This window comes from Solibacillus sp. FSL H8-0523, from assembly GCF_038051985.1.
Classification (GTDB): domain Bacteria; phylum Bacillota; class Bacilli; order Bacillales_A; family Planococcaceae; genus Solibacillus.
The window spans coordinates 383,865-408,922 of record NZ_CP150291.1 but is presented as its reverse complement, the minus strand read 5'-3'; the positions used below and the strand labels follow the sequence as shown (position 1 = coordinate 408,922).

The following is a 25,058-nucleotide window of genomic DNA, read 5'->3' as shown; positions in this document are numbered from 1 at the left end:
ATCAGAAGATTTAAGATTTTAAGGATATTGCACGACCAATTTCTTGATCTATTGTTTGTTTATTACTTATCAATGTCGTTTTATCCAGTTTTCAAAGAACAAGACAACTACACTGAACCACTTCGTGATTCGCTTCGTTGACTTTGCTTCATGCAGTCTTGCGACGATAGCGCAGCGACAGGAGCAAAGGTTTTATTTTTGAAGTATCTCATTCAATTAAGAATGAACCTTCAAAACTGAACAGCAAACGTTAATGAGTATCTTCTCCAAGAGAAGATTTCCGAAATAATCCTTAGAAAGGAGGTGATCCAGCCGCACCTTCCGATACGGCTACCTTGTTACGACTTCACCCCAATCATCTATCCCACCTTCGGCGGCTGGCTCCATAAAGGTTACCTCACCGACTTCGGGTGTTACAAACTCTCGTGGTGTGACGGGCGGTGTGTACAAGGCCCGGGAACGTATTCACCGTGGCATGCTGATCCACGATTACTAGCGATTCCGGCTTCATGTAGGCGAGTTGCAGCCTACAATCCGAACTGAGAACGATTTTATCGGATTAGCTCCCCCTCGCGGGTTGGCAACCGTTTGTATCGTCCATTGTAGCACGTGTGTAGCCCAGGTCATAAGGGGCATGATGATTTGACGTCATCCCCACCTTCCTCCGGTTTATCACCGGCAGTCTCCTTAGAGTGCCCAACTAAATGATGGCAACTAAGAACAAGGGTTGCGCTCGTTGCGGGACTTAACCCAACATCTCACGACACGAGCTGACGACAACCATGCACCACCTGTCACCGTTGTCCCCGAAGGGAAAACTGTATCTCTACAGTGGTCAATGGGATGTCAAGACCTGGTAAGGTTCTTCGCGTTGCTTCGAATTAAACCACATGCTCCACCGCTTGTGCGGGCCCCCGTCAATTCCTTTGAGTTTCAGTCTTGCGACCGTACTCCCCAGGCGGAGTGCTTAATGCGTTAGCTGCAGCACTGAGGGGCGGAAACCCCCCAACACTTAGCACTCATCGTTTACGGCGTGGACTACCAGGGTATCTAATCCTGTTTGCTCCCCACGCTTTCGCGCCTCAGTGTCAGTTACAGACCAGATAGTCGCCTTCGCCACTGGTGTTCCTCCAAATCTCTACGCATTTCACCGCTACACTTGGAATTCCACTATCCTCTTCTGCACTCAAGTTCCCCAGTTTCCAATGACCCTCCCCGGTTGAGCCGGGGGCTTTCACATCAGACTTAAGGAACCACCTGCGCGCGCTTTACGCCCAATAATTCCGGACAACGCTTGCCACCTACGTATTACCGCGGCTGCTGGCACGTAGTTAGCCGTGGCTTTCTAACAAGGTACCGTCAAGGTAGCGCCAGTTACTACGCTACTTGTTCTTCCCTTGCAACAGAGTTTTACGAACCGAAATCCTTCTTCACTCACGCGGCGTTGCTCCATCAGACTTTCGTCCATTGTGGAAGATTCCCTACTGCTGCCTCCCGTAGGAGTCTGGGCCGTGTCTCAGTCCCAGTGTGGCCGATCACCCTCTCAGGTCGGCTACGCATCGTTGCCTTGGTGAGCCGTTACCTCACCAACTAGCTAATGCGCCGCGGGTCCATCCTATAGTGATAGCCGAAACCATCTTTCAACTTCAAAACATGTGTTTCGAAGTATTATCCGGTATTAGCTCCGGTTTCCCGAAGTTATCCCAGTCTATAGGGTAGGTTACCCACGTGTTACTCACCCGTCCGCCGCTAAATCAGAGAGAAGCAAGCTTCTCTAATCATTCGCTCGACTTGCATGTATTAGGCACGCCGCCAGCGTTCGTCCTGAGCCAGGATCAAACTCTCCATAATAGTTAGTTTGAAAGCTCATTTGCTTTGCTAGCGATTCTAACAATTAAGTTAGAAATCTATTGTTTGTTTCATTTAAGAAACTTGTTTTTCATTAACGTTGCTTGTTCAGTTTTCAAGGTTCATTTTATTTCGTTTGTCGCAATCTCTCTCGGCGACTTCTATAATATTACACGCATAATAACCTTTCGTCAACACTTTTTATCAAAAAAATATTATTTAAAATTACTTCCTATATAATATCTAAAATTATTACGCTTAGTATTCTTCTATTCCCGACTATTTTCTTACGTTAATTTTAAATTCATAACGTTTCTATCGCTAAATGCTGGATCGACTGCATTTAAATTATCGCATAACATTTTCGTGGTGTTTTTAGAGCATCCGATTAAAATGCGCAAATTAAAACACCTTCTTATTTTAGAATTCAACTTGGTCATTATTTTTACATAGTGACCAATCAATATTCAACAAGAAGGTGTTCGTTCATTTTATTAAATTGTGAGCTGAGGGTAAATTTCGTTAACGCTTTCTCGTAATTTGGCCTTTAAAAACTTACCGACCGATGTTTTTGGGATTTCGGCTAAGAACACAATATCATCTGGCATCCACCATTTCGCGAATTGCCCTGATAAAAATTCGATTAGTTCTTCTTTCGTTGCGTCGGCGCCTTCCTTTAGCACAACGCAAGCAAGTGGACGCTCTTGCCATTTCGCGTGTGGAATAGCGATTACGGCTGCTTCGAATACGGCATCATGCGACATGAGTGCATTTTCTAAATCTACCGATGAAATCCATTCACCGCCGGATTTGATTAAATCCTTTGTACGGTCAGTAATTTTAATGAAGCCTTCTTTTGAACGGACCGCGATATCGCCTGTGTAAAGCCAGCCGTCCATAAAGGCATCTGCTGTGCGCTCGTCCTTGTAATATTCTGCAGCAATCCACGGGCCACGCAAGCGTAATTCTCCCATCGTTTCCCCGTCCCACGGTACCTCACCGTTTTCATTGACGATGCTTGATTCAATGCCAGGTACAGTTAAACCTTGCATTGCGCGTGTTTCAATTTTTTCATCGAGTGACCAGTCGTCCATATGCGACAGATCGCGTGACATCGATACGATTGGCGACGTTTCGGTCATACCGTACGCGACAATATAATGAATGCCAAGCTCCTCGTACTTTTTAATGAGGCCTTTTGGTGACGCGGAACCACCACAGAAAATTGCTTGCAGTGACGATAAATCACGCGCCTGCTTTTCCTGCTCCTGTAAGGCACCTAACCAAATCGTTGGCACACCCGCTGTTTTTGTGACGCCGTATTTTTCGATGAAGTCTAAAATTAACTTCGGTGTGAATTGTGGTCCGATTAATACTTGTGTTGCCCCGACATTTACCGCAGCAAACGGCATGCCCCAAGCATTTACGTGGAACATTGGCACGATTGGTAAAATCGTATCACGCTCTGAAATGCCCATCGTGTCAGTCATTGAAATGGTCATGCTGTGTAGTACAAGCGAGCGATGTGTGTAAACAACGCCTTTCGGATTACCTGTCGTTGCGCTTGTATAGCACATGCTTGCTGGTAAATTTTCATCTAAATCTTCTGGGAACGCGAATGTTTCATCGGCTTCCGCAAGCAGTGCCTCGTAAGACAGCGCATTTGGCAATGTCGTTTTTGGTAGCTCACCGTCCGCCATAATGATGTAGTGCTGCACTGTTTTTAGCTCGGCTTGCACTTCTTCAATAAGCGGTACTAAATCTTCATCTATTATAAGTATTTTGTCTTCTGCGTGATTAATAATGTACGCGATATGCTCTGGTGACAGCCGAATATTCACCATGTGAAGCACTGCGCCCGCGCATGGTACGGCAAAATACGCCTCTAAATGGCGGTGCTGATTCCAGGCAAATGACGCGATTTTGTCACCGCGCTCCATCCCTAGCTTTGTCAGTGCGTGCGCTAATTTACGCGTACGCTTCACCCACTCCCCGTAAGTTAAGCGGTGTACCATCTCGTCACTTGTACGTGAAATAATCTCTTTATGTGCATAGTACGTCTCTGCGCGTTTTAACAAATCCGTTAAAACGAGCGGTGTTTGCATCATCATATTTAGTTCCCCCTTGTGTTTAACCGCGCTTACCGGCAATCCCCATTTCCGATAAAGGCGTTTTTATTTTCTCCCACAATATCATTTTAATATAATATACTGAAAAATGTAAATATTTAGTTTAATATAGAGTTTTTTTGCTCGTTCCCGTTATTTTGATAAGAGCAGAGTTCTTTCATTATTTTGTATCATCTCGATGTAACCGAGCATTCAACCGCAATTTCTTATTAGAATTCGAATACTATTTGCGGATGTTATTTTTTAATTCATAATAATAACGTTTCATGATTTACATAATAAAAAGCACACAGGATTATCTCCCATGTGCTCACTTATATTATTAAACTGCTCTTTGTTCTAAACGTACTTTTAGCTTTTCTAGCATATCAATTGTCATTTTGTCTAAATCATAACTTGCCTTGAAGCCCCATTCCTCGATTGCAGCCGATGAATCGATGGCGTTTGGCCAGCTATCGGCAATTGCCTGACGAATCGGGTCTACGTCATAGTCCATTGTGAAGCTTGGCATATGCTTTTGAATCGATGCTGCAATTTGTGATGGCTCGAAGCTCATTGCTGAAATATTAAAGGCATTACGGTGTACGAGCTTGTTTGGATCGGCTTCCATTAAATCAATAATGGCCTGCAGTGCATCCGGCATATACATCATATCCATATACGTACCCTGTGCGATATACGACGTGTAGCGACCTTCCGCAAGTGCTTTATAGTAAATGTCGACCGCGTAATCCGTCGTGCCACCCCCTGGAGGCGTCGCGTACGAAATAAGACCTGGGAAACGAACACCGCGCGTATCTAAGCCGTAACGCGTGTAGTAATAGTCGCATAATAATTCACCGGCTACTTTGTTTACCCCGTACATCGTCGTTGGGCGTTGCAGCGTATCTTGTGGGGTATTATCCTTTGGTGTTGACGGGCCGAATGCGCCGATTGAGCTTGGCGTGAAAAATTGCATATCTAGTTCACGTGCTACCTCAAGAGAGTTCATTAAGCCACCCATATTTAAATTCCAGGCGAATACTGGATTTTTTTCTGCTGTTGCGGATAAAAGTGCCGCCATGTGAATCATTGTGTCCGCACCGAAATCGTGTGCAAGTGCATGCATACGCTTGCCATCTGTTACGTCTAGTACCTCAAACGGCCCGACATGCTGATCTATTTTTCGAATATCCGTTGCTAATACATTATCCACGCCATATTGTACACGCAGTTTGTCGACTAATTCTGAACCAATTTGACCTAAAGCACCGGTCACCATAATTTTTTTCACACGTGATACCTCCCTATCCCCTAAAAAAATATTTCAATTGAATATTGTTAGACAGTACAATTGTCCTCTGTAAAAACACATTCATATTCAAACAAAACCTAATTTGAAAAGCTTTTTCTCGGATTTATTATAGGGTGTTCTTTTATAAAATACAATATTTTGTGAAAATTCTTTTTCAGCAAGACAATTGTCCACCTCAAATATGCGAATCGTGTTATTTTTCTAAAAACTGCACAAAGATGACGTGTAACCTCTTACCTCACCCTTCAATGATGATATCGCAAATGCTTTCAACGGCGATTTTTTTCCCGTTGTCCAATTGAAGGTAACGCTCGTGTTCATTCATTTTTTTAATGAATCCTGTATACACAGTCATTTGCTTGTGTTCCCAGACACGCACTTTTACTTGTTGCTGCTGTTCATAAGCGGTGTATACTTGTTGATTGATTTGCTCAAGTTGCGCCTCGTCTAATTGTGGCTTTTCAACCCATGTGTCCTCCGTTTGCCATTCGCGTAATAATTTCACATGCTCCGGTAGCATCATGGCCGTCCATTTGATTGTGCCTCGGTCTCTATTCATCCTATTCACCTCTTATTGTTTATGTCCGCCAAGTAATGTGGCACGGCTAAATGCCGTACCTGCTTCGGTGTAAGAAACCGCCCGTAGTAACGCGGTCGTCCCGTATTTTGTGCGCAAGTGATCCATCGTTTCACCGAGCTGACGATTGCGCCACCTTGCTTCATCAAACAGGCTGAGCTGCATCGAATACTCACTTTCAATATTGCTTAATGTCACCGTCAATTTACGTGCTGGCCTTTCTGCATAAAATTCATCCAACAGCGCTTTACATACTTGAAATAGGGCGAGTGTATCATTGGTTGGCTCGTCGATTGTCCGCGCACGATGAAAACCACCACCAAACGCATCTTTGCTATAGCTCAGGCCTAACGAAATCGTGCGTCCTACTTTTTTCGCCTCACGCGCACGTCTTGCTACGTCCTCACACATTTCAAGTAGCACAACCAAAATTTCGTCGCGGCTACGGTAATCGCGCATGAGCATTTGTCCCTTGCCAAAGCTAATTTGGCCTTCCATAATCGGGGCGCCGACTACGGAATGATCGATGCCCCATGCGTGGTAATACAGCTGATTGCCCATGACCCCAAAACGTGCTTCAAGCGTGGCTAAATCGGTATGTGCCAAATCATGCACTGAATAAATGCCCATATGATTAAGCGTTTTTTCCGTACGGCGTCCAATGCCCCACACATTCGACAGCGGCATAATCGGCCAAAGCTTCGTCGGTACATCGTCATACGTCCACTTCGCAAAACCTGTCTTTTTTGCTTCAATATCAAGTGCGAGTTTTGCCATTAGCATATTCGGTCCCATTCCAACCGTGCACGGCAAATCAAACTGACTTAAAACCGTATCTTGGATATAGCGCGCCGTTTGTTCAGGTGGACCCCAAATTTTTTCGGTCCCCGTTAAATCAAGAAAGCTTTCGTCCACGCTATACACATGAATCGCCTCCTTTGGCACAAACAAATTAAAATGGCGCACGAGTTCCATCGACATGCGAATAAAAAACGCCATCTTTGGTTCAAACAGACGAATATCCGGATGTGGTGGAATTTCATAAAGCCTTGAACCGGTACGAATATTGAAACGCTTTTTCATTGGCGGAGAAGCGGCTAACACGACACTTCCTTTTTGCTGAAAGTTCCCGACAATCGCAATCGGCACTTCCATAACATCTAAATTTTCTAATGAGGCGATACAGCTCGCATAAAAGCTACGCATATCAATACAAACAATCGAACGCTGCGGCGCATTTTCATACATGGCGCTCATCTCCCTTTTAAATCGAACGTTTGTTCTATATTAAAATGAGACGTGTGAGACCGCAAGTGGTAAATACTATTAATTTAGGCAAACAAAAAGCGCACCCTTTTTTGAGGTACGCACTTTTTACTATTTCACAACTTTTCCATATAACTGTGGGCGTCGATCTTCGTATACGGGAATACGTTCGCGCACTTCATCAACACTTGAAAAATCAACGTCAATAATGGCTAACTCCTCATCCTCTGCACCTGTCCATAGCACCTCGCCCCATGGACCGATAACCATGGACTGCCCATTGAAATTCTCGACTTTGCGTGCAATCCGGTTTACCGCAATCACGAAGCACTGGTTTTCAATGGCACGTGCTTGCAGTAGGATTTTCCAGTGATCAATACGTGGTGTTGGCCACTGCGCTGGAATGAATAACACCTTTGCGCCGTCTAATGCCTGGGCGCGTAACCATTCTGGGAAACGAATGTCGTAGCAAATCGCACCGCCTGCTTCTAGCCCGTCTAAATTAAAACGATTCATGGCATTGCCTGCCTGCAAATACAAATGCTCATCCATCAAACGGAACAAATGCACTTTGCTGTACTCACCGACTAATTCACCGTCTTTGTTATATGTATACATCGTATTGAAAAATTCGCCCTCGCGCTTTACCGCAACGGAACCACCGACGATGTGTACAGCTAATTCTTTTGCAAGCTTACTTAAAAAGCCTTTCGAGCGCTCGCCGTTTTCATCTGCCAGCTCTGCTAATTTTTCAAGCGCATAGCCTGTATTCCACATTTCCGGTAGCACGATGATTTTCGCGCCTCCCGCTGCTGCTTCGCGAATCAATTTTTCTGCACGCTTATAGTTTTCGTCGACTTTGCCAAAGCCTACGTTTAATTGAATACAACCGATTTTCATAGAAAAGCACCGTCCTTTATGACATTTACTCTACCATAAATTATCGTAATTTTCACTTTACTTAAACCTAGAAAAGTACTAAGATTAATTAACTTGCTTCAATTAAAGCAAGTTAATGCCCCGGCGGATGTCACAGATTTTTAGAGGAATTTTAAAAAGGAAGTCAGCCTACAAGCGTCACGTCCTGTGACAACGGCTGACTGACCCACATCATGTGGCCCTAAAAAATCTGGACGCAATTATGCCAAGGCGAAATTGATTCTACTTATTAAAGGTGATGAACAAACAATGGAATTTTCAAAAAAACTACAGCAACTCCCTCCACAATTTTTCGCGGCACTTGTGAATAAAGTAAACGCCGCACTTCAAGAAGGCCGCGATGTCATTAATTTAGGTCAGGGAAACCCTGATCAACCCACACCCGACCATATTACCCGAGCACTCCAAATTGCCGCGACCAATCCACAAACGCATAAATATTCCCCGTTTCGCGGAATTGCAGAACTTCGTCAAGCGGCTGCGGACTTTTATAAACGTGAATACAACGTCGATATTAATCCCAATACGGAGGTCGCGATTCTAGGCGGCACAAAAGTTGGGCTTGTCGAGTTACCACTTGCTGTATTAAATCCCGGTGATTCTATGCTACTACCAGACCCGGGCTATCCGGATTATTTATCAGGCGTGGCACTTGCTGATGTGAAGTTTGATACGTTGCCACTAACGGCGCAAAACGACTTTTTACCAGACTATGCCGCGCTTTCAGATGACGTAAAACAGCGCGCCAAATTAATGTATTTAAACTATCCGAACAACCCAACTGGTGGTGTGGCAACGAGCGCATTTTTCAATGAAACGGTTCAATTCGCGAAAGAAAACAACATCGCCGTTGCCCATGATTTTGCCTACGGGGCGATTGGCTTTGACGGGAATCGTCCACCAAGCTTCTTACAAGCACCCGGCGCGAAAGACATTGGCATTGAGTTGTACACCTTATCGAAATCCTTCAACATGGCAGGCTGGCGCATTGGCTTTGCGGTTGGGAATGCCAAGATGATTGAAGCCATTAATATCATTCAAGATCACCTGTTTTGCAGTCAGTTCCCCGCGGTTCAACATGCAGCGGCGACCGCTTTAAACGAGGAGCAAGTATGCGTGGAAAACTTGCGTGCCCTTTACGAAAACCGTCGCAATGTCCTTGTAGAAGAAGCACGTAAAATTGGCTGGAATATTACTGCTCCAAAGGGTTCGTTTTTCGCTTGGCTACCTGTTCCAACAGGCTTTACGAGTGAGCAATTTGCTGATTTTTTACTTGAAAAAGCAGACATTGCTGTGGCTAGTGGGAACGGCTTTGGGGAATACGGTGAAGGTTATATCCGTGTAGGGTTACTTGTGGATGAAGCACGTCTACAAGAAGCGATGCAGCGTGTGGCAAAACTGAATTTATTTACGGTTAACGCACAATAAAAAATAAGGCTCCGCGCTACAAGTTGTAGTTCGGAGCCTCTTCGTTTTGTGAATACCTTTTCTATTTAATTACTCCAAGTTCACGGCCTACTTTTGCGTAAATCGCTAATGCGTCGTCTAGCATTTCTTTTGTATGTGCGGCTGTTGGCATATTACGTACACGGCCTGTTCCTTTTGGTACCGTTGGGAACACGATGGCTTTTGCGTACACGCCCTCTTCGCTTAAACGTTTTGAGAACTGCTGTGTTAGCAATTCATCGCCAATAATACATGGTGTGATTGGCGTTTCAGAAGCACCGATATTAAAGCCGAGCTCGTTTAAGCCGTTCTTTAAATAATCGCCGTTGTCCCATAACTTGTCGTGCAGCTCAGTTGATTCCATGATCATTTCTACTGCGCGTGTGATTGCTGCAACGTCACCTGGTGGTAAGGCTGTCGAGAATAGGAACGGACGAGAACGCACCTTTAACCAGTCGATTAAGTTTTTCTTGCCGGCTACATAACCACCAACAACACCGATTGCTTTTGATAATGTACCGATTTGGAAGTCGATTTCGTTTTGTAAACCGAAGTGCTTCACTGTCCCCGCACCTTTACCAGTTACGCCTGAACCGTGCGCATCGTCTACATATGTGATTAAATCAAATTCTTTTGCGATTTCTACGATTTCCGGAAGCTTTGCGATATCGCCGTCCATCGAGAATACGCCGTCTGTAATGACCATGACTTTATTGTATTGGCCTGATGTTGTTGCTTCTTTTGCCTTCGCGCGTAAATCTTCCATATCAGAGTGATTGAATGGAATGATTTTTGCCTTTGATAAACGGCAGCCGTCGATAATTGAAGCGTGGTTTAATGCATCTGAAAGAATGGCATCGTTTTTATCCATGACCGCAGAAATTGCCGCCATATTACAGTTGAAGCCTGATTGATAGCTAATCGCGGCTTCTGTACCTTTGAATTTTGCGAGTGTCTCTTCTAGTTTTACGTGTACATCTAATGTGCCGTTAATGGTACGAACCGCACCAGCACCAACACCGTATGTTTCGATTGTCTCTTGGGCGATTTTTTTTAGCTCCGCGTTTGTTGCTAAGCCTAAATAGTTGTTTGATGATAGGTTGATTAGTTGTTTGCCTGCTACTTGAATGATTGGACCATTTGCCCCTTCAACAGGATCAATTTCATTGTATAAGCCTTGTGTACGTAAGGCGTCTAAATTTTCATCTAAAAAGGTTGTTAATACGTTTGACATACTTGCTCATCCTTTCGATATCCATCTCAGTAATAGTGTAGCATAAGTGCCCAATTTTTTACGTTAGCGGCTCGCCAATAATTTTTTCGAGCTTCCCCTTAAAGAAAAAGAGCGCGGGCTGAATAATATAGCCGGTGCCAAGTGCTAATATCACGGTACCAACTCCCACTGGACCACCAAGTAACCAGCCGAATAACGCGGCGAATACTTCCATGACCATACGCCCCGTTTTCACCGAATAGCCCTTACTCGCTATAATCATCATAATTGTATCGCGCGGTCCTGCACCGAGACTTGCGGCGATATAAAGCGCACAGCCGGTACTCATAATGACGAAGCCTGCCGCAAAATATGTAATTTCCCATAAAAAACGCTGTGCATCTGGTAACAGCCAGTTAAAGATATCAATAAAGGTGCCAATTAATAGCATATTGAGCCACGTTGCTAATTGTGGCCAACGCTTTAAATAAAGTGAGGTTGCTACAATAATCAGTAGTCCTGTTAAAATCGACCACGTACCAATGGTGAAGCCAAACTGTTTGAACATGCCAATATGGAAGACATCCCATGGGCTTGTGCCAATGACGTTGCCTTTAATCGTCATTGTAATACCTAGCGACATCACAATCAGCCCGACAAAGAAGCTCGACCACTGCCACCAAAATTTTTTCGACATTCCCAACCTTCTTTCTATTCAGCTACAATTGATGCAAATTTTGCACCCGAAGCTTTTGCTAAATCTTGTGGTGCGAGTTTCATCTGCATGCCGATTTTTCCAGCACTGACGATCAGATAATCCAGCGTTTCTACAGCCTGTTCGATATAGGTTGGGAATAATTTTTTCATCCCCACCGGCGAACAGCCTCCTCGTACATAACCCGTTAAACCAAGGAGTTCTTTTACCGCAATTAGTTCCACTTTTTTCTCGCCGACCACTTTTGCCGCCGCCTTTAAATTGAGTTCCGCTGCCACCGGGATCACAAACACAAAATAGTTGCCCTTCCCTGCAGTTGCAATCAAGGTTTTATACACATACGCAACCGGCTGACCTATTTTTTCTGCAACGGTGACACCATCTACCGCCGCGCCGTCTTCTGTCGTGTATTCAAAGATTTCATGCGCAATTTTTTGTTGCTCGATTAAACGAATGGCGTTTGTTTTCACATGCTTTTTCGCCAAAGTGACCACTCCAATTCTCGAAATATTGAAACTAGTATAACACCTCTATCTCAATTATGCCTCGGCATAATTGCGTCCAGATTTTTTTCGAGTCTACTCGAAAAACTCCTTTAAAAATCGGTGACACCCGCCAAGGGCTTAACGGGGACTTCTGCTGTATTAAGTTAAAGTAAATGTTAACACAAATAAACCCCCATGATTAGTTACGTAAACTAATGACGAGGGTTATAAAGACTTAAGCAACTTGTGAGAAAATTGGCTCCGCCACAGAACGGTATCCGTTTTTCACCATGGCAATATGGGCGTTATACGTTTGTGATGCATTGTTAAATGTGCGCTGCGTCAATAGCTTTTCTAAATCCTGGCCAAATACCGTTTGCTGTTCGGGGTTACGCGCAAAATCCTTTTGGAATTTTTCAGGCACCTCAAACGTTAAATCCTCGTCCGCAAACGGTGCGACTTCCTCTTGCTCTTCTAGTGGCTCGCCGAATTTATCTGCGCGCACTTGTTGAATTTGCGCTGAGGCACTTGCCGCGACACGTAAATCTTGCGGAGATGGCTCTGCCGGTGCTAATGCTGCTTGGCGTACTTTTTCAAGTAAGGCAATCGTTTCCTCCGGCTCTCCAGTCGTTGCCGGCATTTGAATCGCTACTTCACCACCGTTGATGTAGCGCTGATCGTCGGGCCCTGTTGTGTGCGTATACGTTACCGCACCGGTGACACCTGCCCCTGATGATTTATGGGCATTCTCATGCTGAATGACTTCTTGCTCAGTTTGCTTGAGCTGAGAAATTTCTTTTTTCACTTCTGGACGCTCTAAGTTCGCTTCCTTTGCCTCTACTGGATGCGTATCCTTACGAGCCGCTGCATCGGCCTCGTGTAATTCCTTCTCTGTTTTACCAGAAAGTAAATTTTCAAGCGCTTGGAGGATTGGATTCTTGTTGGCATCTGCGTATTTGGCATGCTTTTTATAAACATCGCCGACCTCTTTGCGCTGGGCGGCGCGCTTTCTTTCCTCTAAGTCAGGATTGTAGCCGTGTAATAAAGTAGAAATTTTCATGACGTTTCACCTCTTTTTCGCTCGATTTGTTACGTACATTATATAAAATAATATCGGATGGGAAAATAAAACATTCACCAATTGTACATATTCGATTCTTTGTGCCTATTAATCGGGGGATATTCATTGCAATCTGTTTAAAACTGTATAGTTAAATTTAATTACCCTTTATTTGTAAATGGAAACCGTTTTTCTAGCGTAAAAAAACGCCTAAAAGAATGAATTCTTTTAGGCGCTTATTGTTAGTCTTCTAATTTAAAGCCTTTTAATAAATCTGCAAACGCATTGTTCACTGGCTCTTCTTCTTTATTTTGCTGCTTCATATAATTTTGGACAGCGCGCTTATCGACTTTTCCGCCACCTTCTTTTTTACGACGCGCTTCAAAGGCTGATAATTTTTCACGATGACCGCATTTACATACGAAAATTTGACCGTCCCCTTGTCCGTGTAATTCAAGTTTTTTCTTACACTGTGGACAGCGCGCATTTGTCACGCGTGATACGTTTTTACGGTGACCACATTCGCGGTCTTGGCACACAAGCATTTTGCCCTTTTTGCCGTTTACTTCAAGCATTGGCTTACCACAATCCGGACAAGTCTTTGTTGAGATATTATCGTGCTTGAATTTCTTCTCACTATTTTTAATATCTTGAACGACTGATTTTGTATGCTGCTTCATTTCATTAATGAAGGCATCCTTTTTCAGCTTACCTTTTGCGATCAGCTCCAGCTTTTGTTCCCACTGCCCTGTTGTTTCAGGCGATTTCAATTCGTCTGGAACTAAGTCGAGTAGCTGACGGCCTTTTGACGTGATATGAATGTCCTTGCCGCGCTTTTCGATTAGGAATGAGTTAAATAGCTTTTCCATAATATCTGCACGCGTCGCAACGGTACCTAACCCACCTGTTGATTTTAACGTCTCAGCAAGTTGCTTATTTTGCGAACTCATATACTTTGTTGGGTTTTCCATTGCCGAAAGTAATGTTGCCTCGGTAAAACGTGCAGGGGCTTTTGTTTGGCCTGACGTTTGTGCGAGTAAATTAACTGGTAACACTTGGCCTTTTTCAAGACGTGGTAACAGTTGCTCTTTTACATCTTCGTTTGACTCCTCATCATCAAAGCGATTTGAGTAAACTTCCTTCCAGCCCATCGTTACGACCGTTTTCCCACGGGCGATGAATTTTTCTGAGCCAATTGTAGCTTGCACCGTTAATTGCTCATATTCATGCGCTGGGAATAATACCGCTAAGAAACGCTTCACAACTAAGTCATAAATTTTGCGTTCCTTATCTGAGAACGCGGAGAAGTTGACGTATTCTTCAGTTGGAATAATCGCGTGGTGATCTGAAACACGCGCATCATCGACAAATGATTTATTTGCTTTAATCGGCTTTGTTAAAATTTTGTTGGCAAGCGGACGGAATTCACCAACTCCACATGCTTTTAAGCGCTCTGGTAATGTTGGCACGATATCATTTGAAATATAGCGTGAGTCTGTACGTGGGTACGTTAATACTTTGTGTGACTCATATAATTTTTGCATAATATTTAACGTTTCTTTTGCTGAGTAGCCGAAAATTTTATTGGCATCGCGCTGTAATTCCGTTAAATCGTATAACCCTGGTGAAAATGTCTTTTTCGGTTTGCGGTCAATCGCGACAACCGTTGCATCTTTTTTATCTAAAGAATTGACGATGGCATCGATTTTTTCTTTCGCAAAGCTGCGTGCATTGCCGTTTGCATCTTGCCACGTTAATTTTAAATCCTTTGTTTGTGCTTCAATACCATAGTACGTTTGTGCTTTGAAGCTTTTAATTTCATCTTCACGCGCACCGACCATCGCGACAACTGGCGTCTGTACACGGCCTGTATTTAACTGCGCGTTATATTTTGTCGATAAAGCACGCGTTGCATTTAACCCTAAATACCAGTCTGCTTCACTACGCGCAACCGCAGCATGGTATAAATCCTCATAAGCTTTGCCCGGCTTTAAGTTCGCGAAGCCTTCTTTAATGGCTTTGTCTGTTACAGATGAAATCCATAGACGCTTGATTGGTTTGTTGACCTTTGCACGTTCAATGATCCAGCGTGCCACAAGTTCCCCTTCACGACCCGCATCGGTAGCGATAATAATTTCATTCACATCACCACGCGTTAACTGCGACTTGACCGCATTGTACTGCTTCGTTGTTTGCTTAATTGTTGTCAATTTCAGTCGATCTGGCAGCATCGGTAGATCTTCTAAATTCCACTTTTTATATTTTTCGTCGTAAGATTCTGGATCGGCAAGTGTTACTAAATGTCCTAACGCCCAAGTGACGATATATTTGTCGCCCTCTAAATAACCATTTCCTTTTTTCGTACACTTCAGCACATTCGCAATATCGCGTGCTACTGAAGGTTTTTCTGCTAATACTAAACTTTTAGCCATACAAACACCCTTTCAATCACTCATTGAATTTACTATAACATATCGTGCAAAAAGCACCTATCACTAGCGCCATTGTCCCTTTTCATGAAAAAGCGAGCAGTCGAAGTTTCAATTAGGTGACTTTTGTAAAACCAATAATTAGGTAGTACGAAACCTCTCTCACTATTCCAATCCCTCAACATTTCCAACATAATAAGTCATACTATTCTCTCTTTCTCGCATTTTTCTACTCGTTTTTGTTTATTTTTCACTAAATAAACCGTTATAATAGAAAGTAATATAAAAAAGTCTTTCTATTCAGAAATTTTATAGACACGGAGGTGCTCAGTGGATTTTTTAATATTGCTTTTTGCACATTTACTGGCGGATTATCCACTTCAAGGAGCGTTCCTCGCTGAAATGAAAGGGAAAAATGGGATCATTCTCGCTACTCATGCGGGAATATGGACAGGAACCGTGCTGATTGCCGCACATCTTATTGGCTATTCTGTCGATTTGTCTGATGTTTTCATTTTATTTGTTGTACATGCTGGGGCGGACTATTTAAAGGCGAGACCGCTGTGGTTTTACAAAAAGCTCAATCCTTTAGGCTGGGGACTCGCTATTGATCAGCTGATCCATGTCGTACAAATCATCGTGTTTCTTTTGTTCATGTCAGAAAAAATTTCGTAGGAGCCCAACATGAAAATTCGATTAGCCGCTCTCTTTACTGTACTAACGCTTATTTTTGTTTTTTTACTTTACCAACAATCATTTCAAACAATCGACGTAAAGCTGCAGGATATTTGGCTACAAGATGAACGCGAAACTGATTACCGTGTCGCGATTTTAGCGATTGATGATGAAAGTTTACACGACGTTGGGCAATGGCCTTGGCCTCGCGATGTTCATGCCCAGCTTGTCAATGAGCTAGCTGATTTTGCAGCCGTTATTGGGTTCGATATTACGTTCCCGCTCGCATCCGACAATCCTGAGGACGATGAAGCATTCATTGAGGCAGTTCAAAACGCAGGCAATGTTGTGCTTGCCCGTTATGGGATGTTCGATAAATTTTCGCAGCGCGGGATGATTGAAAGTACCGAGTTATCGGAACCGTTTCCGCCGTTAAAAGAAGCTGCAGTCGGGCTTGGTCATTTAAATACCTTCCCTGACGAGGACGGTGTTGTCCGCCGCGCACTTTACCGTTTTACATTTGAAGGTGAAGAAATTAACAGCTTTTCTTCTGTCATTGCCCAACACTATGCGCAAAAAATGGGTGAGCCATTGCGTTTTGATGAAAGCGCGCTTAATGAACTTCAGCAATTTCACATCGATTACGCGGGAGCGCCAAATCAATTTGAAGTGATTCCGTATTCGATGGTGCTCAACGGGGATGTACCGGCTGACTATTTTGAGGATCGTATTGTGTTAATTGGTCCTTATACAGTTGGCATTAAGGATGATTTTTTAACCCCGCTTGATAAAAAGCAAAGCATGTATGGTGTCGAAATCCATGCCAATATTATTCAAAATTTATTAGAAGGCAATTTTAAAAAAGAGGTAGACTGGCAATGGAATGCGCTTATTTTAGTTATGTTAAGTAGTATTGCTTACTTTATTTGCCGTATGAAATCGCCGTTTGTTTCATTAATTTTACTCGCTGTGTTTGCTGGGCTTTTTGGCTACTTGGGGAAATTGCTTTATGAAAATGGCTTAATAATCGCGTTCGTTTATGGTCTTTTGTTGTTAGCCACTAGCTATGTTTGTGCGGTTGCTTTCCATTATTTCAACGAGCTATCTGAACGAAAGCGCGTGACATCCATTTTCGGTCGTTACGTCGCACCGCAAGTCGTCAATGAAATTTTAGAAAACGGTGAGGAAGGCTTAAAGCTTGGGGGTATTCGAAAAGAGGTTACGGTATTGTTTGTTGATATTCGTGGCTTTACGACATTGTCAGAAAGCGTCGAACCCGAAGAGATTGTCGAAATTTTAAATGAGTATTTGGATTTAACGGCCAACTGTATTTTTGACTATGGTGGCACACTCGACAAATTTATTGGCGATGCGACAATGGCCATTTATAATGCCCCACTGCCGCTAGAAGACCATGCGATGCAGGCCGTTCGTTCAGCTTGGGCAATGAAACAAAAAGCCGTTGCTTTAGAAGAACAATTACAAGAGCGCTTCGGCAAAGCAGTCAAATTCGGTATCGGCATTCACTCCGGTCCAGCAGTTGTCGGAAATATCGGTTCTAAAACGCGCATGGATTATACCGTGATCGGGGATACAGTGAATACAGCGGCTCGTTTAGAAAGTAATTCGAAGCCTGGGCAAATCATTATTAGTGACACCATTTACGAACAAGTAAAAGACCGCGTCATCGTCAATGCACTTGGCGAAATCCAGGTGAAAGGAAAGTTACAAGGCATTTCAATATACGAAGTGGAGGGCATGACATGAAAAACAGGTACCTACTCCTCTTGCTGCTTGTGATAACCTGTTTAATCTTTCCCAATGCGACCTATGCGAAAGATATGAAAAAAGCCGGAAAGATTGTGGAGATTTCTGGTCAAGTAGAAGTTCAAAAAAGTAAGGGCAAAAAGACATTTAAAGCCTTTAAAAATATGGCCTTCACCCAAGGCGATACGATTATAACAGGCGCCAAAAGTAGTGCCAAGTTGCAGATTGATAACAATAAGCAAGTTGAAGTGAGCGCAAATACAAAGCTTGTTATAAAAGAACTTCTTTCAAGTGTCAAAGCGAAATCTGGAAAAACCGACTTAACCCTTTCCGGGGGCAAAGTAAAAGTGAAGATTTCAAAAAAACTAGAAGGCGAATCGAAGTTCGACGTACAAACGCCCAATGCCATTATGGGTGTAATGGGCACGGAATTTTACGTTTACTATGACCAAAATGGTGAGACCTGGGTTGGTGTACTAGAAGGCGTTGTAACCGTCCAACTAGAAAATCAGGCCACACCAGTTCAAATTACCGCGAATCAAGCGATTTACATTCGCACTGATGGCACGATGGAAATTCTAGATGTCGAACCGGACCAGGTGCTACGCTTTAAAGATGAGGGAGCAACTGTTACTAACACCCCTCCCCCAGTTGTACAGCCAGTCATTACTGACGGAGCCGCTCAAGAAACCATTGATTGGGCACTTCTTGAGCAGGAAAGACTTGAGCAAGAACGCTTGGAACAAGAACGTCTTGAACAGGAACGACTTGAGCAAGAGCGGTTGGAACGTTGTTTACAAGGCGAAATCGAATATTGCGAGGAAACACCTCCTGCTTGTGAGCCGAACGCTGACACTTGCGAGGACACGCCGCCTACTTGCGATCCTAACGTAGAGACTTGTGAAGAGCTTCCGCCTGCTTGTGATCCTGAAGTAGAGACTTGCGAAGAACTTCCTCCTACTTGTGAGCCGAACGCTGATACTTGTCCGGATGTACCACTGGCTTGTGATCCGAACATCGACACTTGCGAGGACACGCCGCCTACTTGTGATTCTGAAGTAGAGGTTTGTGAAGAACTTCCTCCTACTTGTGAGCCGAACGCCGACACTTGCCCGGATGTACCACTGGCTTGTGATCCGAACATCGACACTTGCGAGGACACGCCGCCTACTTGTGATCCTGAAGTAGAGGTTTGTGAAGAACTTGCTCCTACTTGTGAGCCGAACGCCGACACTTGCCCGGATGTACCACTGGCTTGTGAAGAAGGGATGTCAGCTGAAGACTGTGAAATCTTATTAAATAATGCGGAAGGCACTAGAGAAGAAGATGAAACTAATGACTCCACGACACCGTAATGCGTCCAATCATCCTTAGTCACTCTATTTCTATGCTTTATGAATAAACAATTTTTATGAGCTTGCTTCAGGCAAGCTCTCCCTTTTTTTCTTACGCACCTAGAGATAGATTACATAGCCACACAATAAAAACTTTATAACAAATCAAACTTAATCTATCGATGTGGAGGGGCTCTTATGACATACCAACATGCAAACGATCCATTAATTACATCTGACATTCAAACAAAATTAGTACAAGCCCAGCTAACCGTCGAAACCCACCATTTTGAAGCGGAACAGCTCATCTTAACAAAAGGGGAAATTTCTGAACGCATTCATATTATTCTTAACGGGCAAGTACGAGTCTTCATCGAACAAGAACGAAAAATTCAGCTCGCCCTGTTAGGGGAAAATCAATTTTTCGGGGAAATGTCTTGCTTAACAGGCGACCCGATTAGTGCCCATGTTGAGGCCGTTGATTCGGTGACAACGATTAGCGTTTGTCGCAATGGCATGATGCTATTAATGGACCAAAATACAGCCTTTCGTATGCAAATTATCGAAAATATGGTGAAGCGCATTCAAAATTCCAACGAACGAGTTGTCGAAGAACATCAGAAAAATATTTTACTTGTAAAGCATCAAGAAACTTCTGACCAAGAGCGTTATGGGGAGTTAATCGGCACGAGCCCTGAAATGCAGCGCTTGCTTCAGGAGATTTCTGAAATCGCGAGAAAATCCGACGCCCTCGCCATTATCGGCGAACCAGGAACCGAAAAAATTAGTGTTGCCCGAAAAATTCACGAGCACTCTTCACAAGCTTCGTATCCATTTTTAATATTAGATGCCGAAAACATTGATCTGAACAGCTGGTATAGCAAAATTAAAGTGGCACACGGTGGCACAATCATCGTGGAACATGCCGATTTAGCACCAAGTCATGTACTTACCGCGCTTGTAAATCAATACTTAGAAACACGCTTTATTTTTACGACGATTAAGCCATTAGCATTCCATCTTCCAAGCATCGTTATCCCGCCATTACGCGAGCGCACGGAAGATATTCCATTAATCGCGCAGCATTACGCACTAAAGGCGGGCGCAGTAGATGCAGAAAATGCGATTTCACAAGATGCATTGCGTCTGTTAACACTGTTTCCATTCTTAACAAAAAATGTAGAAGAATTACGTGATTTAATTAAAGGGGCTTATATTTTAAGTGAGGGCCGTACGATTTACGCCAAGCATTTACGCTTCGGCAAAAATCGCAAGCCTGGAGAGCGCCCACAAATCGGACTCGCCCTTGGAAGTGGCTCTGCCCGCGGATTAGCGCATTTGGGTGTCATTCAAGTGTTAGAAGATGAAGGGATTCCGATCGATATGATTGCGGGGACAAGTGCAGGTTCCTTAGTCGGTGGTGGCTATGCCGCTGGGTTAACCCCGAAAGAATGTGCGGAGATTTTATCGAAGATTCGATGGCGTGATTTTTTACGTCCTGCTTTTACAAAGTCGGCCATTGTTCACAATTTGCAGATCATTCACTATATCGAAAAGCAAGTTGGTGCCGTTAATATTGAAGATTTGAAAATCCCATTCGCTGCGGTTGCTTCTGATTTACTAACAGGTGATGCTCATATTATGAAAACTGGCTCCTTAGCACGGGCGATTACCGCGAGTACGGCTATCCCCTCGTTGATTCGCCCAGTTGAATATCAGGGCAAAACGTTAGTAGATGGCGCTATTGTACACCCTGTTCCTGCCGCACTTGCAAAAAGTATGGGCGCGGACATTGTCATTGCGGTCAATGTTTGCTCGGAGAAATTTACAAAGGGCGCTACGAAAAATTTTATTGATTCCGTGTTAAATACAATCGATATTATGAGCACGAAATTAGTGAAAGAAGAATTACAGCTCGCAGATGTCATCTTACGTCCAGATTTAGGCTTAAATCAAATTCATTTTAAAGATGCCGATTTTTGCATGACGTCCGGTGCTACTATCACCCGCGATTCTATGGAACGAATCCGAAAAATTGTTAGTTCTTATTAAGAAAAGCGCCATTCGCATACAAATTGCGAATGGCGCTGTTTTTTATAGTTTAAAGTGATTAACATCCTGCTGCAGACTTTCTGCTAACTCTGATAACGCCTGTGCATTATGCGAAATTTCCTCTGTTGAAGCAAGTTGCTGTTCTGTTGCGGCACTTGTATCACTCGCCGTATCGGCCGTTTGTTTAGCAAGCTGCTGAACATGCTTGACACTATCTGTTACAGAGCCTGTCATTGCTTGAATTTCTTCAACTGCTGCTGAAACAGATTCAACACGGTACACTACTTCACCAATACCTGATTCAATATTGCGGAATACATGTAGGGATTCAGATGTTTTGTCCATTCCCTCATTTACCTTTGTACCACCAGTTACGATTGTTTTTGTTGCTTCATTGGATGTTTGCTGGATTTGCTGTACCATACTTTCGATTTCTGTTGCTGAATTTTTCGATTGCTCCGCTAGTTTACGAACTTCCTCAGCTACAACCGCGAAGCCTTTACCATGCTCACCTGCTCGTGCAGCCTCAATTGCCGCATTTAATGCTAATAGGTTCGTTTGGTCAGCAATATCTGTAATAAGTCCCGTAATATTTTGAATGCGGTTTGAGTGTTGCTCCATTTCGTGCATCATAGTTGTTGTATCCACAAATGTTTCGTGAATCGTTTCCATTTGATCTACAACATTTTGAATGGATGTTGCACCTTGATTGATTAATGTTTTCACATCATTTGTAGCATTAAGCATTTGCTCATTATCACCTGAAATTTGGTCGACACTTGTACGTAATTCTTCCATTGACGTAATCGATACATCCATAAAGTTCGATTGCTCTGAGCTTATTGCTAATTGATCTTCTGCTGATTTTGCAACCATTTGTGAAGAGGCTAAGCTTTGCTGTGAGCTTGCTGAAAGCTCCTCGGCATTGGCTGCTACTTGCATCGAAGAATCACTTACATTTGAAACAATACCGCGTAAGTCTTCTAACATTTTGTTGAAACTATTACCCATTAAGCCGATTTCATCTTTGTTTTTAATATGTAATGGTTGAATAGCTAAATTCCCTTGTGCAATTTCTTCAAGCGCAGTTGTTACTTCGCCTACTGGTCGTGAAATGTGACGGCTCATGTAAGTTGAAATAAATAGCGCTAAAATAACCGCCAGTACCGTTAACATTAACATCGTAATAAAGGCAGTACTCTGGAATGCGTTAATTTCCGCACGCGTATCAGTAATATTTTGCTGTTGCACCTCGATAATATTCGCAATAATCGTTAACACTTCACTGTTTAAGTCCATCGATGTTAACTGTGCCGATGACATGTCCTGCCCTTTTGTTTTTAAATCCATAATTAAATTGTTTGATTCGAATAGTAACACGGTTTTTACTTTTAAGTCCTCTAATAATATGAGCGACGCTTCATCTGAACTTAATTCGATTAAGGCCTTCGCTGCTGTAGAACCCTTGTCAATTTCTTTCTCAATTTCGTCTCTTGCCGTTGACTTATTAAGTGCTACAAATTCAAGCACGCGTGTTGCTAAATCCTTTTGTGCAATTTCTAAATTTTTGGCGTGTACTATCCGCTCTACATCACGATCGAGAATAACCTCGTATTTTGAATTGACACTGGTTAATGCAAACGATCCAATCACATTAATTAAGATAATTAACACAATTGAAATCGAAAATGATAACCATAATTTTTTAGATATCGAAAATTTCAATTTAATTCCTCTCCTTCTTATAAGTCCCTCTAAAATTATACAATATTTAGTTAATTAGTCACTAAGATTTTTCAAATAATTTCAAAACCATTATACCTACTATTGATTAACTAGAAACAAAATTAATTAGAATTGTATGAATTTTAAAGTATTTTCGGGATTATATTGCAAAAAAACGCCTTAACTTGTTGGCTATTTTTTATTTAAACCGCAAAAAAATTTAATGAAACAATAATAATAATACCCAGTTTTTACAGCCCACAATTGCCGCATTCGTACGATAGGTCGAAAATTCTCTCGCTATCACCCGAATTTTTTGTAGACAGTTGGATAAAGTTGTTATACAATAAGGGTAATTAAATTGCTAAGTAACGATTAATTCACGCATTAAAAAAGTGAACGTTTACGCTCCCTTTTTTACATGTGTGAATTTTTTTTATACATTCAGCAATTTAACAATTTATTTTTTGGAGGTTTTCTCTCATGCAACAAGGTACAGTAAAATGGTTTAACTCAGAAAAAGGTTTCGGTTTCATCGAAGTTGAAGGCGGCAATGACGTATTCGTACACTTCTCAGCTATCCAAGGCGACGGTTTCAAAACTTTAGACGAAGGTCAAAAAGTTGAATTCGAAGTTGAAGACGGCAACCGTGGACCACAAGCTACTAACGTAGTAAAACTTTAATTTTAACGAATTAAGTCATATAGTTAGTTGCAAGAAGCACATTCTTCCGAGAATGTGCTTCTTTTTTTTGAACGAAAAAAACAGCCTAAGAATGATTTCTTAGACTGCCCTTCTTTTACGCCTTTACAAGAGAAAAGATTTTCCCTAAGCGCTTAATGCCTTCTTCAATTACTTCTGGTGTCGCATTTGTATAGTTTAAACGCATCGTGTTGACCTTCGTTTTCGATGTATAGAATGGATTGCCTGGTACGAAGGCTACTTTTTGCTCCATCGCCTCGTTGAATTTTTCAAGTGCGTCCGCACCCTCTTCCATCGTCACCCAAATGAACATCCCGCCCTCTGGTTTTGTATACGAAATATGTGGTGGGAAGTATTTATCCATCGCCGCTAACATTGTGTCTGCTTGCGCTTTATATAGTGCAATAATTTTTTCTACGTGCTCTTCATATTTATTATTTGTTAAATAATCATGTAAAATGTACTGCGCAAAAATATTTGTATGAAGATCTGACGCTTGTTTGGCCGTTTCGATATGATTTAACAGCTCATGGTTTTTCGTTAAAATGTAGCCTAAACGCATACCAGGTGTAACCGTTTTAGAAAATGAGCCTAGCACGACGCTGTTCGTCATTTTCCCTGCTGCGATATACGGTAAATGCTCCCCTGTAAAACGTAGCTCGCCGTATGGATCGTCCTCGATGAAAATCACATCTTCGTTCTTCACCACTTCGTAAACCTCTTCACGACGCTCTTTTGTATACGTAAGTCCCGTTGGATTTTGGAAGTTTGGTACCGTGTACACCATTTTTACATTTGGTTGTTTTAATGCTTGTTTTAACTCGTCCACGTTAATGCCGTCCTGCTCTAATGTCACGCCGTGGAACGTTGGCTCGCGTAATGTAAATGCTTGAATTGCCCCTAAATAGCCCGGCTCCTCAATCACTACGCCGTCGCCTTTATTTAAAAGTACCTTTGAAATTAACTCTAACGCTTGCTGTGAACCCGTTGTAATTAACACGTCTTCTGCTGTGTACTCTAGACCATGTGTGCGACTATATTTTTCTGCAATATACTGACGTAGCGGCAAGTAGCCTTGTGTCGTTGAATATTGGAAAAGCTTAGCACCACTTTCATCAATTGCGTGATTCACCGACGTTTTCAGCGCATCGATTGGAAACGAAATCGGATTCGGTAAGCCACCCGCAAATGAAATCACATCCGCTGAATCGGTTACTTTTAAAATGTTGCGGATGAATGAAGATGGTGTGTTTAAAATACTATCAGAATATTGCATGTTGAATTCTCTTCCTTTTATTTAAATTTTCAAAATTTTATCACTTTTTAAGTGTTGTGACAATACCGTTGTATCATTTAAGAAAATACTGGCCGATTGCTAGTAGAATTATGACATGAATGCGTC

At 42.7% G+C, this 25,058-nt stretch carries 18 protein-coding genes and 1 rRNA gene; 6 read left to right on the top strand and 13 right to left on the bottom strand.

Annotated features, from left to right (window positions below):
* Positions 1–296: 296 nt before the first annotated feature.
* The 6 genes from NSQ62_RS01950 to NSQ62_RS01925 form a co-directional block, all read right to left on the bottom strand.
* Positions 297–1,851: ribosomal RNA gene (locus NSQ62_RS01950) — 16S ribosomal RNA — on the bottom strand.
* Positions 1,852–2,342: 491 nt separating this feature from the next.
* Positions 2,343–3,956 carry a long-chain fatty acid--CoA ligase gene (locus NSQ62_RS01945; RefSeq protein WP_341323866.1) on the bottom strand — a complete coding sequence of 538 codons (1,614 nt, stop codon included), beginning with the start codon at positions 3,954–3,956 and terminating at the stop codon, positions 2,343–2,345.
* 343 nt (positions 3,957–4,299) lie between these two features.
* A complete protein-coding gene (locus NSQ62_RS01940; protein WP_341322259.1) occupies positions 4,300–5,250 on the bottom strand; it encodes an L-threonine 3-dehydrogenase in 951 nt (316 codons plus the stop codon).
* A gap of 259 nt (positions 5,251–5,509) precedes the next feature.
* Positions 5,510–5,830 (bottom strand): YolD-like family protein, encoded by a 321-nt coding sequence (locus NSQ62_RS01935; RefSeq protein ID WP_341322258.1) that lies wholly within the window; start codon positions 5,828–5,830, stop codon positions 5,510–5,512.
* 12 nt (positions 5,831–5,842) lie between these two features.
* The gene (locus NSQ62_RS01930; protein WP_341322257.1) at positions 5,843–7,096 is read right to left on the bottom strand and encodes a UV damage repair protein UvrX; all 1,254 of its coding nucleotides are present in this window, start codon (positions 7,094–7,096) and stop codon (positions 5,843–5,845) included.
* A 129-nt stretch (positions 7,097–7,225) separates the two neighbouring features.
* Positions 7,226–8,014: a carbon-nitrogen family hydrolase gene (locus NSQ62_RS01925; RefSeq protein ID WP_341322256.1), complete on the bottom strand. Its 789-nt coding sequence runs from the start codon at positions 8,012–8,014 to the stop codon at positions 7,226–7,228.
* A gap of 288 nt (positions 8,015–8,302) precedes the next feature.
* Here NSQ62_RS01925 and NSQ62_RS01920 point away from each other — a divergent pair, with 288 nt between their 5' ends.
* Positions 8,303–9,481, top strand: a complete 1,179-nt coding sequence (locus tag NSQ62_RS01920) for a pyridoxal phosphate-dependent aminotransferase (protein ID WP_341322255.1) — start codon at positions 8,303–8,305, stop codon at positions 9,479–9,481.
* 61 nt (positions 9,482–9,542) lie between these two features.
* Here the strand turns inward: NSQ62_RS01920 and NSQ62_RS01915 are convergent, their stop codons facing one another.
* From NSQ62_RS01915 to NSQ62_RS01895, 5 genes are all read right to left on the bottom strand, one after another.
* Complete coding sequence (locus tag NSQ62_RS01915) at positions 9,543–10,733, bottom strand: glycine C-acetyltransferase (RefSeq protein WP_341322254.1); 1,191 nt, start codon at positions 10,731–10,733, stop codon at positions 9,543–9,545.
* A gap of 58 nt (positions 10,734–10,791) precedes the next feature.
* Positions 10,792–11,409: a YitT family protein gene (locus NSQ62_RS01910; protein ID WP_341322253.1), complete on the bottom strand. Its 618-nt coding sequence runs from the start codon at positions 11,407–11,409 to the stop codon at positions 10,792–10,794.
* Between the two features lie 14 nt (positions 11,410–11,423).
* A complete protein-coding gene (ybaK, locus tag NSQ62_RS01905; protein WP_341322252.1) occupies positions 11,424–11,912 on the bottom strand; it encodes a Cys-tRNA(Pro) deacylase in 489 nt (162 codons plus the stop codon).
* 235 nt (positions 11,913–12,147) lie between these two features.
* Complete coding sequence (locus tag NSQ62_RS01900) at positions 12,148–12,972, bottom strand: putative metalloprotease CJM1_0395 family protein (protein ID WP_341322251.1); 825 nt, start codon at positions 12,970–12,972, stop codon at positions 12,148–12,150.
* A gap of 242 nt (positions 12,973–13,214) precedes the next feature.
* On the bottom strand, positions 13,215–15,404 hold the full coding sequence (locus NSQ62_RS01895; protein ID WP_341322250.1) for a DNA topoisomerase III: 2,190 nt from the start codon (positions 15,402–15,404) through the stop codon (positions 13,215–13,217).
* A 327-nt stretch (positions 15,405–15,731) separates the two neighbouring features.
* On the opposite strand from NSQ62_RS01895, the gene NSQ62_RS01890 reads away from it, so the two are divergent.
* From NSQ62_RS01890 to NSQ62_RS01875, 4 genes are all read left to right on the top strand, one after another.
* The gene (locus NSQ62_RS01890; RefSeq protein WP_341322249.1) at positions 15,732–16,076 is read left to right on the top strand and encodes a DUF3307 domain-containing protein; all 345 of its coding nucleotides are present in this window, start codon (positions 15,732–15,734) and stop codon (positions 16,074–16,076) included.
* A gap of 9 nt (positions 16,077–16,085) precedes the next feature.
* Entirely contained in the window at positions 16,086–17,843 is a 1,758-nt protein-coding gene (locus NSQ62_RS01885) for an adenylate/guanylate cyclase domain-containing protein (protein WP_341322248.1), read from the top strand.
* On the top strand, positions 17,840–19,198 hold the full coding sequence (locus NSQ62_RS01880; RefSeq protein WP_341322247.1) for a FecR domain-containing protein: 1,359 nt from the start codon (positions 17,840–17,842) through the stop codon (positions 19,196–19,198). Before NSQ62_RS01885 ends, NSQ62_RS01880 begins: the two co-directional genes overlap by 4 nt.
* A 177-nt stretch (positions 19,199–19,375) precedes the next feature.
* Positions 19,376–21,229, top strand: coding sequence for a patatin-like phospholipase family protein (locus NSQ62_RS01875; RefSeq protein ID WP_341322246.1), 1,854 nt, complete (start codon positions 19,376–19,378; stop codon positions 21,227–21,229).
* Positions 21,230–21,271: 42 nt separating this feature from the next.
* Here the strand turns inward: NSQ62_RS01875 and NSQ62_RS01870 are convergent, their stop codons facing one another.
* Complete coding sequence (locus tag NSQ62_RS01870; protein WP_341322245.1) at positions 21,272–22,954, bottom strand: HAMP domain-containing methyl-accepting chemotaxis protein; 1,683 nt, start codon at positions 22,952–22,954, stop codon at positions 21,272–21,274.
* Positions 22,955–23,437: 483 nt separating this feature from the next.
* Between NSQ62_RS01870 and NSQ62_RS01865 the strand changes: the two genes are divergently transcribed.
* Positions 23,438–23,638 carry a cold-shock protein gene (locus NSQ62_RS01865; RefSeq protein WP_341322244.1) on the top strand — a complete coding sequence of 67 codons (201 nt, stop codon included), beginning with the start codon at positions 23,438–23,440 and terminating at the stop codon, positions 23,636–23,638.
* A gap of 115 nt (positions 23,639–23,753) precedes the next feature.
* Here the strand turns inward: NSQ62_RS01865 and NSQ62_RS01860 are convergent, their stop codons facing one another.
* Positions 23,754–24,932, bottom strand: coding sequence for a PLP-dependent aminotransferase family protein (locus NSQ62_RS01860; protein ID WP_341322243.1), 1,179 nt, complete (start codon positions 24,930–24,932; stop codon positions 23,754–23,756).
* Between the last annotated feature and the right edge of the window lie 126 nt (positions 24,933–25,058).